General features: G+C 60.5%; 12 protein-coding genes. 5 read left to right on the top strand and 7 right to left on the bottom strand.

Translation table 11 applies throughout. The features are described from left to right. From AC4IHP_RS06625 to lpxC, 4 genes are all read left to right on the top strand, one after another. Window positions 1-867 (top strand): cell division protein FtsQ/DivIB, encoded by an 867-nt coding sequence (locus AC4IHP_RS06625; protein WP_460121344.1) that lies wholly within the window; start codon window positions 1-3, stop codon window positions 865-867. 15 nt (window positions 868-882) lie between these two features. Next, window positions 883-2,142, top strand: a complete 1,260-nt coding sequence (gene ftsA / locus AC4IHP_RS06630; RefSeq protein WP_016773282.1) for a cell division protein FtsA — start codon at window positions 883-885, stop codon at window positions 2,140-2,142. A gap of 103 nt (window positions 2,143-2,245) precedes the next feature. Then, window positions 2,246-3,442: a cell division protein FtsZ gene (ftsZ, locus tag AC4IHP_RS06635; RefSeq protein ID WP_016773283.1), complete on the top strand. Its 1,197-nt coding sequence runs from the start codon at window positions 2,246-2,248 to the stop codon at window positions 3,440-3,442. A 112-nt stretch (window positions 3,443-3,554) separates the two neighbouring features. Then, window positions 3,555-4,466, top strand: coding sequence for a UDP-3-O-acyl-N-acetylglucosamine deacetylase (gene lpxC / locus AC4IHP_RS06640; protein WP_007916984.1), 912 nt, complete (start codon window positions 3,555-3,557; stop codon window positions 4,464-4,466). 148 nt (window positions 4,467-4,614) lie between these two features. Here the strand turns inward: lpxC and AC4IHP_RS06645 are convergent, their stop codons facing one another. The 7 genes from AC4IHP_RS06645 to AC4IHP_RS06675 form a co-directional block, all read right to left on the bottom strand. After that, entirely contained in the window at window positions 4,615-6,123 is a 1,509-nt protein-coding gene (locus AC4IHP_RS06645; RefSeq protein ID WP_460121341.1) for a sensor domain-containing diguanylate cyclase, read from the bottom strand. Window positions 6,124-6,304: 181 nt separating this feature from the next. Beyond that, complete coding sequence (locus AC4IHP_RS06650) at window positions 6,305-7,621, bottom strand: OprD family porin (protein WP_490831245.1); 1,317 nt, start codon at window positions 7,619-7,621, stop codon at window positions 6,305-6,307. A 194-nt stretch (window positions 7,622-7,815) separates the two neighbouring features. Then, complete coding sequence (locus AC4IHP_RS06655) at window positions 7,816-8,037, bottom strand: hypothetical protein (RefSeq protein WP_490831246.1); 222 nt, start codon at window positions 8,035-8,037, stop codon at window positions 7,816-7,818. A 190-nt stretch (window positions 8,038-8,227) separates the two neighbouring features. Continuing rightward, a complete protein-coding gene (locus AC4IHP_RS06660) occupies window positions 8,228-9,592 on the bottom strand; it encodes a heavy metal sensor histidine kinase (protein WP_490831247.1) in 1,365 nt (454 codons plus the stop codon). Continuing rightward, complete coding sequence (locus AC4IHP_RS06665) at window positions 9,582-10,259, bottom strand: heavy metal response regulator transcription factor (protein ID WP_016773287.1); 678 nt, start codon at window positions 10,257-10,259, stop codon at window positions 9,582-9,584. The genes AC4IHP_RS06660 and AC4IHP_RS06665 overlap by 11 nt, the downstream gene beginning before the upstream one ends. Before the next feature lie 7 nt (window positions 10,260-10,266). Then, window positions 10,267-13,380 carry a multidrug efflux RND transporter permease subunit gene (locus tag AC4IHP_RS06670; protein WP_490831248.1) on the bottom strand — a complete coding sequence of 1,038 codons (3,114 nt, stop codon included), beginning with the start codon at window positions 13,378-13,380 and terminating at the stop codon, window positions 10,267-10,269. After that, the gene (locus AC4IHP_RS06675) at window positions 13,377-14,537 is read right to left on the bottom strand and encodes an efflux RND transporter periplasmic adaptor subunit (protein WP_490831249.1); all 1,161 of its coding nucleotides are present in this window, start codon (window positions 14,535-14,537) and stop codon (window positions 13,377-13,379) included. Before AC4IHP_RS06675 ends, AC4IHP_RS06670 begins: the two co-directional genes overlap by 4 nt. A gap of 271 nt (window positions 14,538-14,808) precedes the next feature. On the opposite strand from AC4IHP_RS06675, the gene AC4IHP_RS06680 reads away from it, so the two are divergent. Next, window positions 14,809-15,048, top strand: coding sequence for a hypothetical protein (locus AC4IHP_RS06680; protein ID WP_490831250.1), 240 nt, complete (start codon window positions 14,809-14,811; stop codon window positions 15,046-15,048). Window positions 15,049-15,183 lie beyond the last annotated feature (135 nt).

The following is a 15,183-nucleotide window of genomic DNA, read 5'->3' on the forward strand; positions in this document are numbered from 1 at the left end:
ATGCAAGGCGCTCATCTCAGACATCAGCCACCCGCACCCGGCCGCAAGCCGGTGCCGCGGGGTGCCAGCCGAATGGTGGCGAAAGAGCCGATGTCCGCGCGCCTGCCGAAAGCCAATTTCAGCTTTCTGAAAAGCCTGTTCTGGCCGGTGCTGCTGGTGGCGCTGGGCTTTGGTACATACGAAGGCGCGCAGCGTTTGCTGCCGTATGCCGACCGGCCGATCAGCAAGATCGCGGTGCAGGGCGACTTGAGCTACATCAGCCAGCAGGCGGTGCAGCAGCGGATCGCGCCGTTCGTGGCGTCGAGCTTCTTCACCATCGACCTCGCCGGTATGCGTACCGAGCTTGAGCAGATGCCGTGGATCGCCCACGCCGAAGTGCGTCGGGTGTGGCCGGACCAGGTAGTGATCCGCCTCGAAGAGCAATTGCCGGTGGCGCGATGGGGCGACGAGTCGTTGCTCAACAACCAGGGCCAGGCGTTCACGCCCAAGGAACTGGCGAACTACGAACACCTGCCGCAGTTGTTCGGCCCACAACGGGCTCAGCAGCAGGTGATGCAGCAGTATCAGGTGCTGAGCCAGATGTTGCGCCCGCTGGGTTTTTCGATTGCACGCCTGGAATTGCGTGAACGCGGCAGCTGGTTCCTGACTACTGGTGCCGGCAGTTCCGGCCCCGGCATCGAGTTGCTGCTGGGACGCGGCAACCAGGTGGAAAAGATGCGCCGCTTCATCGCCATCTATGACAAGACGCTGAAAGAGCAGATTACGAACATTGCGCGCATCGATCTGCGCTACGCCAACGGCCTCGCTGTTGGCTGGCGGGAACCCGTAGCGCCGACGACAGCCCAACCCGCTGTCGCAAAGAATTAAGAAGAGGCAGGACCCATGGCAAACGTGCAAAGCGGCAAAATGATCGTCGGTCTGGATATCGGCACCTCCAAAGTGGTGGCGCTGGTAGGCGAGGTCGCGGACGACGGCCAGCTGGAAATCGTCGGGATCGGCACGCATCCGTCCCGCGGCCTGAAGAAGGGCGTGGTGGTCAACATCGAATCCACCGTGCAATCGATCCAGCGCGCGATCGAAGAAGCCCAACTGATGGCCGGCTGCCGCATTCACTCGGCTTTTGTCGGCGTGGCCGGCAATCACATCCGCAGCCTGAACTCCCACGGCATCGTCGCGATCCGTGATCGCGAAGTCAGCTCGGCCGACCTTGAGCGTGTGCTCGATGCCGCCCAGGCTGTGGCGATCCCGGCTGACCAGCGCGTGCTGCACACCCTGCCGCAGGATTACGTGATCGATAACCAGGAAGGCGTGCGTGAGCCACTGGGCATGTCCGGCGTGCGTCTGGAAGCCAAGGTTCACGTGGTCACCTGCGCCGTCAACGCTGCACAGAACATTGAAAAATGCGTGCGCCGCTGCGGTCTGGAAATCGACGACATCATCCTCGAGCAACTGGCCTCGGCCTACTCGGTGCTGACCGACGACGAAAAAGAACTGGGCGTGTGCCTGGTCGACATCGGCGGCGGCACCACCGACATCGCGATCTTCACCGAAGGCGCGATCCGTCACACCGCCGTGATCCCGATTGCCGGTGATCAAGTGACCAACGACATCGCCATGGCGTTGCGCACTCCGACCCAATACGCCGAAGAGATCAAGATCCGTTACGCCTGCGCCCTGGCCAAACTGGCCGGCGCCGGGGAAACCATCAAGGTGCCAAGCGTTGGCGACCGTCCACCGCGCGAACTGTCGCGTCAGGCCCTGGCCGAAGTGGTCGAGCCGCGTTACGACGAACTGTTCACCCTGATCCAGGCCGAGCTGCGTCGCAGTGGCTACGAAGACCTGATCCCGGCGGGCATCGTGCTCACCGGCGGTACTTCGAAAATGGAAGGCGCCACTGAACTGGCCGAAGAAATCTTCCACATGCCGGTGCGCCTTGGTGTGCCGCATGGCGTGAAAGGTCTGGATGACGTGGTGCGCAACCCGATTTATTCCACTGGCGTTGGTTTGTTGATGTACGGCCTGCAAAAGCAGTCCGACGGAGTTTCGTTCTCCGGCATCGGCAGCCGCGACAGCTACAGCAGCGAAGAGCCTCAGGCGCCGCTGCTGGACCGACTGAAAAAGTGGGTTCAGGGCAATTTTTAAAAGCAGCCTGGAGCGACAAGCTTCAAGCGGCAAGCAACTGCAGTAGATACACCGCTACAAACAGCAGTAGGCGAAAAAACTAGAGAATGTAAGGAGAGGGAAAATGTTCGAACTCGTAGACAACATCCCCGCAAGCCCGGTAATCAAAGTTATCGGTGTCGGCGGTGGCGGCGGCAACGCTGTCAATCACATGGTCAAGAGCAACATCGAAGGCGTTGAGTTCATCTGCGCCAACACCGATGCTCAAGCGCTGAAAAACATCGGCGCGCGGACCATCCTGCAATTGGGTACCGGCGTGACCAAAGGCCTGGGCGCCGGCGCTAACCCTGAGGTCGGCCGTCAAGCCGCTCTGGAAGACCGCGAGCGCATCGCTGAAGTGCTGGCCGGCACCAACATGGTGTTCATCACCACCGGCATGGGCGGCGGTACCGGTACCGGTGCAGCGCCGATCATCGCCGAAGTGGCCAAGGAAATGGGCATCCTGACCGTTGCGGTCGTGACCCGTCCGTTCCCGTTCGAAGGCCGTAAGCGTATGCAGATCGCCGACGAAGGCATTCGCATGCTCTCGGAAAGCGTCGACTCGCTGATCACCATTCCGAACGAAAAACTGCTGACCATCCTCGGCAAAGACGCAAGCCTGCTGTCGGCTTTCGCCAAGGCTGACGATGTCCTGGCCGGTGCCGTTCGCGGTATCTCCGACATCATCAAGCGTCCGGGCATGATCAACGTCGACTTCGCCGACGTGCGCACCGTGATGAGCGAAATGGGCATGGCAATGATGGGCACTGGCTGCGCCAGCGGTCCGAACCGTGCACGTGAAGCCACCGAAGCGGCAATCCGCAACCCGCTGCTGGAAGACGTCAACCTGCAAGGCGCGCGCGGTATCCTGGTGAACATCACCGCCGGTCCTGACCTGTCCCTGGGTGAGTACTCCGACGTCGGTTCGATCATCGAAGCCTTCGCTTCCGAGCACGCGATGGTCAAGGTCGGTACCGTTATCGATCCGGACATGCGCGACGAGCTGCACGTAACCGTGGTTGCCACCGGTCTGGGCGCGAAAATCGAGAAGCCTGTAAAGGTTATCGACAACACCGTTCACACCTCGATGGCTTCGGCGCAGGTGCAACAACCAGCTCCGGCCCGTCAGGAGCAGCCAGCGGTGAACTACCGTGATCTGGACCGTCCGACCGTCATGCGCAACCAGGCTCAGGCCGGTGCTGCGGCTGCCGCGAAGATGAATCCGCAGGATGACCTGGACTACCTGGACATTCCGGCATTCCTGCGTCGTCAGGCCGATTGATGGAATGTATCAGGGCTATGAAGGTGATTGGTGTTCAGCAAAGGCATGGTCTGCTATCATCGCCAGCCTTTGTTGATACCAGTTCGCAATTTGCGCTGAAGCGGCCCAAGCCATGATTAAACAACGCACACTGAAAAATATTATCCGTGCCACAGGTGTAGGCCTGCACTCCGGTGAGAAGGTCTATCTGACCCTCAAGCCTGCGCCTGTCGACACTGGCATTGTGTTTTGTCGCGCTGACCTCGACCCTGTGGTGCAGATTCCTGCCCGCGCGGAAAACGTCGGTGAAACCACTATGTCGACGACGCTGATCAATGGCGACGTCAAAGTGGACACGGTAGAGCACTTGCTCTCGGCCATGGCTGGCCTGGGCATCGATAACGCCTACGTCGAGCTCTCCGCGTCCGAAGTCCCGATCATGGATGGCAGCGCTGGACCCTTCGTATTCCTGATTCAATCGGCTGGCCTGGAAGAGCAGGACGCCGCCAAGAAATTCATCCGCATCCTGCGTGAAGTGACAGTGGAAGACGGCGACAAGCGCGCCACTTTCGTCCCTTTCGAAGGCTTCAAGGTGAGCTTCGAGATCGATTTCGATCACCCGGTATTCCGGGACCGCACCCAGAGTGCAAGCGTGGATTTTTCCAGCACTTCGTTCGTAAAAGAAGTCAGCCGCGCCCGTACCTTTGGTTTCATGAGTGACATCGAGTACCTGCGCAAGCACAACCTCGCACTCGGCGGCAGCGTGGAAAACGCGATCGTGGTCGACGCTGATGGCGTGTTGAACGAAGACGGTCTTCGCTATGAAGACGAATTCGTCAAACACAAGATCCTCGATGCGATTGGCGACCTGTACCTGCTGGGCAACAGCCTGATTGGTGAGTTCAAAGGCTTCAAGTCCGGTCATGCACTGAACAACCAGCTGCTGCGCAAATTGATTGAGCAGACAGATGCGTGGGAAGTGGTGACGTTCGAAGACGCCAGCACCGCACCAATCTCTTACATGCGCCCTGTTGCGGCCGTGTAAGTAAAAAACCTCTCTAGTTTTTTGAAGGCCATCCTCGGATGGCCTTTTTTTATGCCCTTTCAAAAGCAAAGATCGCAGCCTTCGGCAGCTCCTACAGGGATACCGCATTCCAGATGTAGGAGCTGCCGAAGGCTGCGATCTTTTGACTTCAAAGTGACACTACAACGCGATTACGCCCGCCTTCCTTGGCCTGATACAGCGCTTTGTCCGCCGCAAACAGCAACTGCTCCAAGGTCATCTCGCTCGCCGATGTCCACGTAGCAATGCCGATACTCACGGTCATCGCCCGCTCAGCGCCCTCGGCCCATGGCAAGTTTTCCACAGCCTGGCGAATCTGCTCGGCGATCTGCTGCGCTCCTGCGCTGTCGGTCTCGGCGAGAATCACCGAAAACTCTTCACCGCCATACCGCGCGACCAGATCCGCCGGACGCCGCACGTTCGCCGTGATCACCTTGGCCAGTTCACGCAAGACCTGATCCCCAGCCTGATGGCCGTGCCGGTCGTTGAACGCCTTGAAGTGGTCGGCATCAATCATCATCACCGAAAGCGGCTGGCCCGAGCGCTGCGCGCGGAACCATTCGTGGCGCAGGGTCTGATCGAGCATGCGCCGGTTGGCGACGCCGGTCAGATCATCGGTGGCAGCCAGTTGCGCCAGTTCGCGTTCGGCGCGATGGCGCAGACGCAGTTCCCGGGCGAGCAACCAGGTCAGCCATAACAGGCCAAGGCACAACACGCCAGTGGCGCTACTGATCAGGATCGCGGTGCGTCGCCAGGTGCCGAACACTTCATCGCTGGACAGCGCCACCATCACCGTCAGCGGCAGATTGCCCACCCGCGAGTAGGTGTAGAGCCGGCGTTGGTCATCCATGCTCGAAGTGCTGGTGAAACTGCCGCTGCCATCGCGGTCATTGAGAATGCGCACGACGTTAGGCCGGTTGCCGAAGCTTTTGCCCACCGAGTCGCTTTGCAGGTACGGCTTCTGCGCGAGCAGCACGCCGTCGCTGTTGATGATGTTCAACGTGCTGTCGGTGCCGATGTCGAGGCTTTTGAACAGGTCGTCGAAGTAGTCGAGTTTCAACGAAGCGACGGCGACGCCGAGAAATTCGCCAGTCTGCGAGGAGATGCGCCGGCTGAAGCTGATGCGCCACTGATCGGCCTCTTCGCAATCGCAGCGGGTCTTGAACGGTCGGCTGATAAACATGCCGATGTCACGGTTGAATGCGTGGGCGAGAAAATAATCGCGGTCGGCGAAATTGCCCGGTTTCGGTTCGATGCGCGAGGAGTCGGCGATGACCTCGCCATGCTTGTCGAGCAGGAGGATGTCGCCCTTGTAGCGCGCGGTGGCAGAGCGATCGAACAGCGCCAGATGGCGGATCTGCGGCGAGGCGTTTTGCAGGTCGTCACGCTGAGCGGCGGCGATCAGGCCTTGCAGCGTCAGGTCGTACAGCTCGACGGTGCGCAGCACGTCGGCGTCGATCAATTGCGCAATGGTGGTGGCGCGGCGGGTGGCGGCTTCCTGCGCACTGGCGTACTCGCGGATCAGCAGGAAAGTGACGATGCACACCATCGCAATCACGGTCAGCAGGCTGCCGAGGATCAGCAGACGCTCGGGGCGACCGGTAAGGCCTGTGATGGAGGGCGTGCGGCTGGCGATCATGATGGGAGTTCGGGTTGGGGGATTCTAACAAGCGTAGTTGCACTATGAGCCTGCTCACACCTGTAGGAGCTGCCGAAGGGTGCGATCTTTTGATTTTCAAGAGCAAGATCAAAAGATCGCAGCCTTCGGCAGCTCCTACCAATAGGTTCAATGTAGATTGGGCTTCAGCCTGGTAGGGATCTTAGAAGACGTTGACCGGGTAGTCGATGATCACGCGGTATTCATCTGTATCCGAATCAATCGCGCCGTAGCCGTTGCCGCCCCGGTTGGTCGCCCATTGCAGGCGCACCGCCAAGTCCTTGGCCTGGCCGCTTTGCACGACGTACTGCAAATCAATGTCGCGTTCCCAATGTTTGGCGTTGCGGCCATCGGCGCTGTACCAGCTCGAATAGCTTGCGCTGTCCGGGTCAGCTTTGGTCAGATCCACCGTGCCGCGTGAATAGGACAGGGCCGAAGTCAGGCCTGGCAAGCCGACGCCAGTAAAGTCATAGGCGTACTTGAGCTTCCAAGAGCGTTCGTTCGGGCCGTTGAAGTCCGAATACTGCTGCGAGTTGTCCAGATAAACGCTGTCGCCCTGGCTGATGTAGTCGAACGGCGTATTACCGTTGACCCGCTGATAGGCGGCAGTGACGCTGTGGTTGCCGATGCCTACGGTGAGATGCGCGCTCCAGGTGTTGTTGTCGATGTCGCCCAGCAGCGCCTCGCCGGTATCTTGCGTGTGATAGAAGTGCAGACCCGGGTTGAGGCTGACCAGATCGTTCAGTTGCCAGGTGTAGTCGAGGTCATAGTAGTACTGGTTCCAGATGTCTTTCAGCTCAGAGGCATAAAGGCTGCTGGTCAGGCCTTCAACACCGCTCCAGGCCACACCGGCCCAGTTCAGGTGCTGGCTGTCATCGCCATCGGCCAGCGTGCCGTAGGACGTGCCGATTCGTGTGTGTCCACTTTGGTTATACGGCTTGGTGAAGCTGGCCTGGCCACCTTCGATCAGCCAGCCGTCGAAGCTGTGGTTGCTCAGGCTGATGCCACGAAAGGTCTGCGGCAGCATGCGCGTGTCGCCGCCGGCAATCACCGGGTTGGTGAGAAACAGATCTCCAGCTTTCAATTCGGTATCGAAGGCGCGCAGCTTCAACGTGCCACCCGCAGTGGAGAACGAGCCCGGTGCTTTGCCGCTGCCATCGCTGATCGGCAGGATGCTCGAACCGTCGGTTCCGCCTCCGCCGTCGAGTTTCAAACCGAGCATGGCGTGGGCATCGACGCCGAAGCCGACCGTGCCTTCTGTATAGCCAGACTGGAACACTCCGAGAAAACCCTGGCCCCACTCGATATTGTCGTCCGCCTTCTGCAGGCGGTTGCGATTCATGTAGTAGTTGCGGGCGTTGAGATTGATGCTCGAGCCGGCGATGAAGCCTTGTTGGGCAGGCTCATCGGCGTGGACGGCGGGGGCAATCGTTGCGGCTATTGCAATGAACAGCGGGGTGCAGCGGGCAGGGTAAAACACGTGCGGTGGAGCTCCTTGGGTCAGCGGGCCGCTCTGTTTCTTGAGCGACTTGATGTTTCTTGTTGTTACAGACGCACCAGACAGCTTTCAGACCACAACGAAAAAAGGCCGCTGAACGGCAGCGGCCTGGAGTGACGACGGTTGAACGGGAAGAGCCAAACAACCGCGTCGAGGGAAACCTTTCGCGGTGCGACTCAGCTGTCTTTCTCGAGCGCTTGAGTCTGGGAAGTGGCGGCCTGCGGGGATTGCGTCGCGTCTTGAGCCTTGACCATCACCTCGGCCTGATGCTGATCGAATGCCTGCGCTCGGGCGACTTTTTGCGCAACGAACGTTTGCGATTCTTCAGCCATCGCCATCGGCGACAGGATCAATGAGGACAAAACGAACGCGCTGGCAATACCCATACTGTTGGACATCTTGAAAACCTTCTCGCTTGGCGAGTGCTGTTTGGTGCGGGCAAAGATAAGGTTGCCGGCAGTCGGGAAACAGCATGATTTTCATAAATGACTGTTACAGCAAAAGCAAAGATCGCAGCCTTCAGCAGCTCCTACAAGGGCTTGGCGTACACCTGTAGGAGCCGCCGAAGGCTGCGATCTTTTGATCTTTTCAGACCGGGAGGTGAATGCCAAAGGTGTTCATGCCCCGATCACTGCGCACAAACACATCCCCGCCATGCATCAGCGCAATCGCCTTGACGATCGCCAGGCCCAACCCATGGTTATTGCCACTATTGCGCCGAGCCGCATCGACCCGATAAAAACGCTCGAACAACCTCGGCAGATGCTCACTGGCAATCGGCGTCCCGGGATTCGCTACGCCAATGCTCACCTGATGCTCTACAACTTCGATGTGCACCTCGATCACTTGACCCGGTTCGGTGTGCTGCACCGCGTTGCTCAGCAAGTTGATCAGCGCGCGGCGCAGGTGCGCGACCTCGATCTGCACCTGCGCATCGCCGCTGACCTGCACTTCAACCTGCGCGTCTTCAAGGACGAAATCCAGATAGTCCAGCGTCGTCGCCACTTCGTCAGCCAGTGACGTCGAGGTCAGTTTGGTCGCCTTGTTGCCCTGATCGGCGCTGGCCAGAAACAGCATGTCGTTGATGATCGAGCGCAGCCGTTCCAGTTCTTCGAGATTGGATTGCAGCACTTCGAAATAGTGTTCGGCGGAGCGCCCGCGAGTCAGCGCGACCTGGGTCTGGCCGATCAGGTTGGTCAGTGGCGAGCGCAGTTCATGGGCGACGTCGGCGTTGAACGATTCCAGCCGCGAATAGGCCAGTTCGACCCGTTCCAGGGTCGAGTTGAACGACTCGACAAACTGTTCCAGTTCCGGCGGCAGCGGCGACAGGCGCAAGCGTCCGGCGCGCAGCGGTGGTGCCAGTCGCTGGGCCTCCTGCGACAGTTTGATCAGCGGCTTCAGACCGATTCTTGCGACCCAATAGCCCAATGCCGAGGCCAGCAGCACCCCGACAATCGCCAGACTGATCAGGGCGATGAGCAAGTGATGCTGGGTCTGATGCAGCGTCTCGGTGTCGATGCCGATCATGAAACGCAACGGCGGGCGCTGATCCTTGGCCGGGAACTGACTGACCAGCACTTTCAGCGGGTACGGTTGATCGGGCAGTTGCAGATCATGCATGCCCAGCGGGCCATTGATGGCGGCACGAATCTGCGGGGTGAGATTGCCGTACTCGTAACGCGAATCGCCGCTGCTGATCCAGAAGCTGATGCGCTTGTCTTCCTCGCCGAGCAGCTTGAGCTTGTTGTTGATTTTCACCCAATGCTCCGGGGTGCCGTAACGGCCGACGGTGGATTCGAGCACGCTGTAACGCGCATCCAGCTCGGCTTCCGGCAACAAGCCCAGGCCTTTGTCCACCTGCTGATACAGCGCGCCGCCAATCAGCAGAAACACCAATAGCGCCACAAGCGTGAACATTCCGCTGAGTCGCAAGGCAATCGAGTTACTGGACACCACGGCTCTCCAGCACATAACCCATGCCGCGAATGGTGTGCAGCAGTTTTTCGTTGAACGGCCCGTCGAGCTTGGCGCGCAGGCGTTTGATCGCGACTTCGACGACGTTGGCGTCACTGTCGAAATTGATGTCCCAGACCATTTCCGCGATGGCCGTTTTCGAGAGGATTTCGCCCTGGCGACGGGCGAGCACGCTGAGCAGGGAAAACTCTTTGGCAGTCAGGTCGAGGCGCGTGCCGGCGCGGGTGGCTTTGCGGCTGATCAGGTCGATCCACAGGTCGGCGATGGTCACTTGCACCGGTTCGTGTCCGCCACTGCGGCGAGTCAGCGCTTGCAGGCGGGCGACCAGTTCGAGAAAGGAAAACGGTTTGCCGAGGTAATCGTCGGCGCCGTCGCGCAGGCCCTTGATCCGATCTTCCACGCGCTCGCGGGCGGTGAGCATGATCACCGGGGTCTGCTTGCGCGCACGCAATGCGCGCAGTACGCCGAAGCCATCGAGCCCCGGCAACATGACGTCGAGGACGATCACGGCGTAGTCGCATTCCAGCGCCAGATGCAGGCCTTCGACACCGTCGCGGGCAAGGTCCACGGTGTAGCCCTGTTCGGTCAGGCCACGGTGCAGATAGTCTGCGGTTTTTTCTTCGTCTTCGATAATCAGAACGCGCATGACCGCCTCAGTCTGTGGTCGCCAGTGCCGTTGCGGGCGTTGGGGCAGGTGGGTGTGAGTGCCGGTGAAACAGCCGCTCGAGCCATAAGTATATGACCGGCGTGGTGAACAGCGTCAGCATCTGGCTGACCAGCAAACCGCCGACCACGGCTATGCCCAACGGCTGGCGCAATTCAGCGCCGGTGCCGTAACCGAGCATCAGCGGCAACGCACCGAGCAGGGCGGCGAGGGTGGTCATGATGATCGGCCGGAACCGGGTGATGCACGCTTCGAAAATCGCTTCTTGTGGCGGCAGACCGCGCTGGCGCTGCGCCTCAAGCGCGAAGTCGATCATCAGGATGCCGTTCTTCTTGACGATACCGATCAGCAGCACCAGCCCGATCAACGCCATGATCGAAAAGTCCTGGCCGCAGATCCACAGCATGATCACCGCGCCGAGGCCTGCCGCCGGCAGGGTCGAAATGATCGTCAGCGGATGCACGAAGCTTTCATAAAGCACGCCGAGAATGATGTACACCGCCACCAGCGCCGCGAGGATCAGCCACGGCTGGCTGGCCAGCGAACTCTGGAACGCCTGCGCCGCGCCCTGGAAGTTGCCGCTGATCGCGGTGGGCATGCCGATCTCGGCCTTGGCCTGATTGAGCACAATTACCGCATCGCCCAATGCCACGCCGGGGGCGAGGTTGAATGACATGTTGGCGGCGGGGAACATGCCGTCGTGAGCAATCGACAGCGGGCCGATGGTTGGCGCGTCAAATCGGGCGAGCGCCGACAGCGGCACCATCTCGCCACTGAGCGGTGAGCGCAGGTAGAAATAGTTGAGGCTCTCGGCCCTGCCGCGCTGTCGGGTGTCCAGTTCCAGAATCACGTTGTACTGGTTGACCTGGGTCTGGAATTCATTGATCTGCCGTTGGCCGAAGGCATCGTACAGCGCCTCGTCGACATCGCTGGCGGTCAGGCCGAAACGCGCCGCTGCGCTGCGGTCGATGCTGATGTGAGTGATGCTGCCGCCCAGTTGCAGATCGTTGGAAATGTCGCGGAACGCCGGATTGCTGCGCAGTTTCTCGGTCAGGCGCTGGGTCCAGGTGGCGAGGGTCGCGCCGTCATTGCTCTTGAGTACGTATTGATACTGCGCACGGCTCGGGCCGGAGCTGAGGTTGATGTCCTGCCCGGCGCGCAGATACAGGACGATGCCGGGGACTTTCATCAGCTGCGGGCGGATGCGATCGATGAACTGGCTGGCGCTGACATCGCGATCGCCACGTTTTTTCAGGGCGATCCAGAAGCGCCCGTTGGCGATGGTCTGGTTGCTGCCGGAAACCCCGACCGAGTGCGAGAAGGCCTGCACCGCCGGATCGGCCGCGACGATTTCCGCCATCGCCAAGTGTTTTTTCACCATGTCGCCGTAGGAAATGTCCGCAGCGGCTTCGGTGGTGCCGAGGACGAAACCGGTGTCCTGCACCGGGAAGAAACCCTTGGGAATGAAAATGTACCCGGCGACCGCCAGCGCCAGCGAAAGCCCGAACACGCCGATCATCAGTTTCTGATGGTCGAGAGCGCGACGCAGGCCCTTTTCGTACCAGCCGAGCAAGCGTTCACTGAAGCCGGGTTTGGCGTTGGCGTGATGTACCGGCTTACGCATGAACAGCGCGGCAAGGGTTGGCGCCAGCGTCAGCGACACCACCACGGAAATCATGATCGTGGACGTCGCGGTCAGGGCGAATTCCTTGAACAGCCGCCCGACCACACCGCCCATGAACAGCAGTGGAATAAACGCCGCCACCAGCGAGAAGCTGATCGAAACGACGGTGAAGCCAATCTCGCCGGCCCCCTTGATCGCTGCCTCGCGCATGTCATCGCCGGCCTCGAGATGGCGATGAATGTTTTCCACCACCACGATCGCATCGTCCACGACGAAGCCGACCGCGACGACGATCGCCACCAGTGTCAGGTTGTTCAGGCTGAAACCCAGCACGTACATCAGGGCGAAACTGGCGATCAGCGAGACGCCGAGCACCGCCGAGACAATCAGTGTCGCCGACAACTGGCGCAGGAACAGCGCCATCACCGCGACCACCAGCAGGATTGCGATCAGCAAAGTGATCTCGACTTCATGCAGCGAGGCGCGGATGGTCTGGGTGCGGTCGATCAGGGTTTTCACCTGCACCGAGGCCGGCAGCATCGCTTCGAGACCGGGCAGGGCGGCTTGAATGCGGTCGACGGTCTCGACAATGTTGGCGCCGGGCTGGCGCGAGATCACCAGATTCACTCCCGGACGATCACCAGCCCAGGCCTGCACGTAGGCATCTTCCGCACCGTTGACGACTTTGGCGACATCGCGCAGGTGAACCGGGGCGCCATCCTTGTAGGAAACGATGAGCTGGCTGTAGTCCTCAGGGTGGAACAACTGATCGTTGGTCGACAATGTCGAGATGCTCGATTCGCCGTACAGCGCACCTTTGGCCAGATTGAGGCTGGTCTGCTGGATCGCCAGTCGAATGTCGGCCAGCGTCAGGCCAATCGCCGCGAGTTTGTCCGCCGAGGCCTGCACGCGAATGGCCGGACGTTGCTGGCCGGTGATGTTGATCTGGCCGACGCCGTCGATCTGACTGATCTGCCGGGCCAGCAGGGTTTCCACCAGATCGCTGAGCTCGGTGCCGGGCATCTGCGTCGAGCTGACGCTGAGGATCAGCACTGGGCTGTCGGCCGGGTTGACCTTCTTCCACGTTGGCAGCGTTGGCATGTCCTTGGGCAACTTGCCGGCGGCGGTGTTGATCGCCGCCTGCACTTCCTGGGCGGCGGTGTCGATGCTTTTGTCGAGGGTGAATTGCAGGGTCAGCAGGGTTGAGCCCAGCGCACTGCTTGAGGTCATTTGGGTCATGCCGGGGATGGCGCTGAATTGCACCTCCAGCGGCGTGGCCACCGAGGACGCCATGGTGTCGGGGCTGGCGCCGGGTAGCTGCGCCGAGACCTGGATCGTAGGAAATTCCGCTTCTGGCAGTGGCGCAATCGGCAAGCGCGGGAAGGCAATTGCGCCGACCAGTACCAGAGCGATGGTCAGCAAAATCGTCGCCACCGGATGATCGATGCACCAGGTCGAAATGCCTTTGTGCGAGCTCATGGCTTGGGCTCCGCCTGCACCACTTGCGCTGGCTCGCTCATGACTTGCACGCTCGATCCCGGTTTGAGCCGCGACTGGCCGTCGGTCACCAGCACGTCACCGGCGTTGACGCCTTTGATGATGTCCTGACCGCTGCCCTGATAAACCATCTGCACCGGCACCGCCTCGACCTTGTCGTCCTGCACGCGGTAAACGAAGTGTTGTTCGAGGCCACGCTGTACGACGGTGGGCGGAACCACCAGCGCATCTTTATCCACAGCCGTCTGAATTTTTACCGTCACCAGCAAACCCGGCCAGAGCTTCTGGCTGGCATTGGCGAACTCGGCCTTGGCGCGGATGGTGCCGGTGTTGGCGTTGATCTGATTGTCGATCAGGGTCAGGTGACCTTCGCCGAGCAGATTACCGGTTTCGCCATCGCTGTCGGCACCGATGTACGCCTTGACCGGCGCGCGTTGCGGATCGCTGATCAGACTTTGCAGGGTCGGCAGCATCTGCTGCGGCAGCGAGAATTCGACGGCAATCGGGTCGATCTGGGTAACGGTGAACAGGCCCTGGGTGTCGGTCATGCGCAGGAAATTGCCTTCATCGACCGTACGAATACCGACGCGTCCGGTAACCGGAGAGCGAATCTGCGTGTAGGACAGTTGCACCTGCGCCGCATCAATCGAGGCCTGATTGCCTTGCGCCGTGGCTTTGAGCTGATTGACCAAGGCCTGTTGCTGATCGAAGGTCTGTTTCGACACGCCGTCGTCGACGCTGAGTAGTTTGTAGCGTTTGAGATTGACCAGCGCGACCTGCAACTGCGCCTGGCTCTCGCCCAACTGCGCCCGGGCCTGGTCGAGGCTGGCGCGGATCGAGCGGTCGTCGATGGTGGCGAGCAGGTCGCCTGCTCTGACCAGCTGACCTTCCTTGACCAGGATTTTCGTCAGGATCCCGTCGATCTGCGGGCGCACCACCACGCTGTGGAGCGAGAGTACGGAGCCGATGCCGCTGGTATAGCGCGGCACGTCTTTGGCGCTGACCGTTACGACGCGTACCGGGATGGCGGTCGGACTGGCCAGTTTGGCCGGCGCTGGTTTGAGCGCGAACCACAGGCCGGCTGCTGCCAGCAGAATCAGGAGAGTGGCCAGCAGGATTTTGTTTTTCTGGATGGACATGCGCGGCGCCGAAGTCTGGAGTTTGGGCAGATTGACCCGTTATAAACCGCTCAGGCGGTCGGCAGGGTGACGGCTGGCTGTCAGGATTGTCAGTTTCCTGCGTTAATTGCAGTAGCTGCGATTACCGTTGAGCTGATAAGACCCTGGAAGGGACCTATCGCAGCCATTCGGCGCATCCCGCAAATCTTCAGATGCCGAGCCAGAGCGCACAGGTATACTGCGCGCCTTTGCGGCTCACTGATCGGGCCGACTTTTTGTTCCCGGAGCTTTTATGACTTCCCTGACCCAACCGCCGGTTGACGACGCTGTGAGCGACGTCCCGGCTGAAGTGGCTGACACCAGCGAAACCAAGGCCGAGATCCCGGCGTTCAAGTTCCCGTTCAAACCGGGCGAACTGGCCTCGGCGAAAGGCTCGAATCAGCCGTGGTACAAGAATGGCGCGAAGAATGGCCACACCAAGACCCCGGGCATGGCGCCGCCGGGCACGCGTCGGTCGATGGGCAAGCGCTGACATCGGAAAGTGATGGTGCTTGTGCTGGCCTCTTCGCGAGCAGGCTCGCTCCCACAGGTTTTGTGTTTGGCGCAGATCCAATGTGGGAGCGAGCCTGCTCGCGAAAGCGACAGCCGCTACACCACAAATGCCAGA

This window comes from Pseudomonas sp. UF-293 (assembly GCF_058245595.1).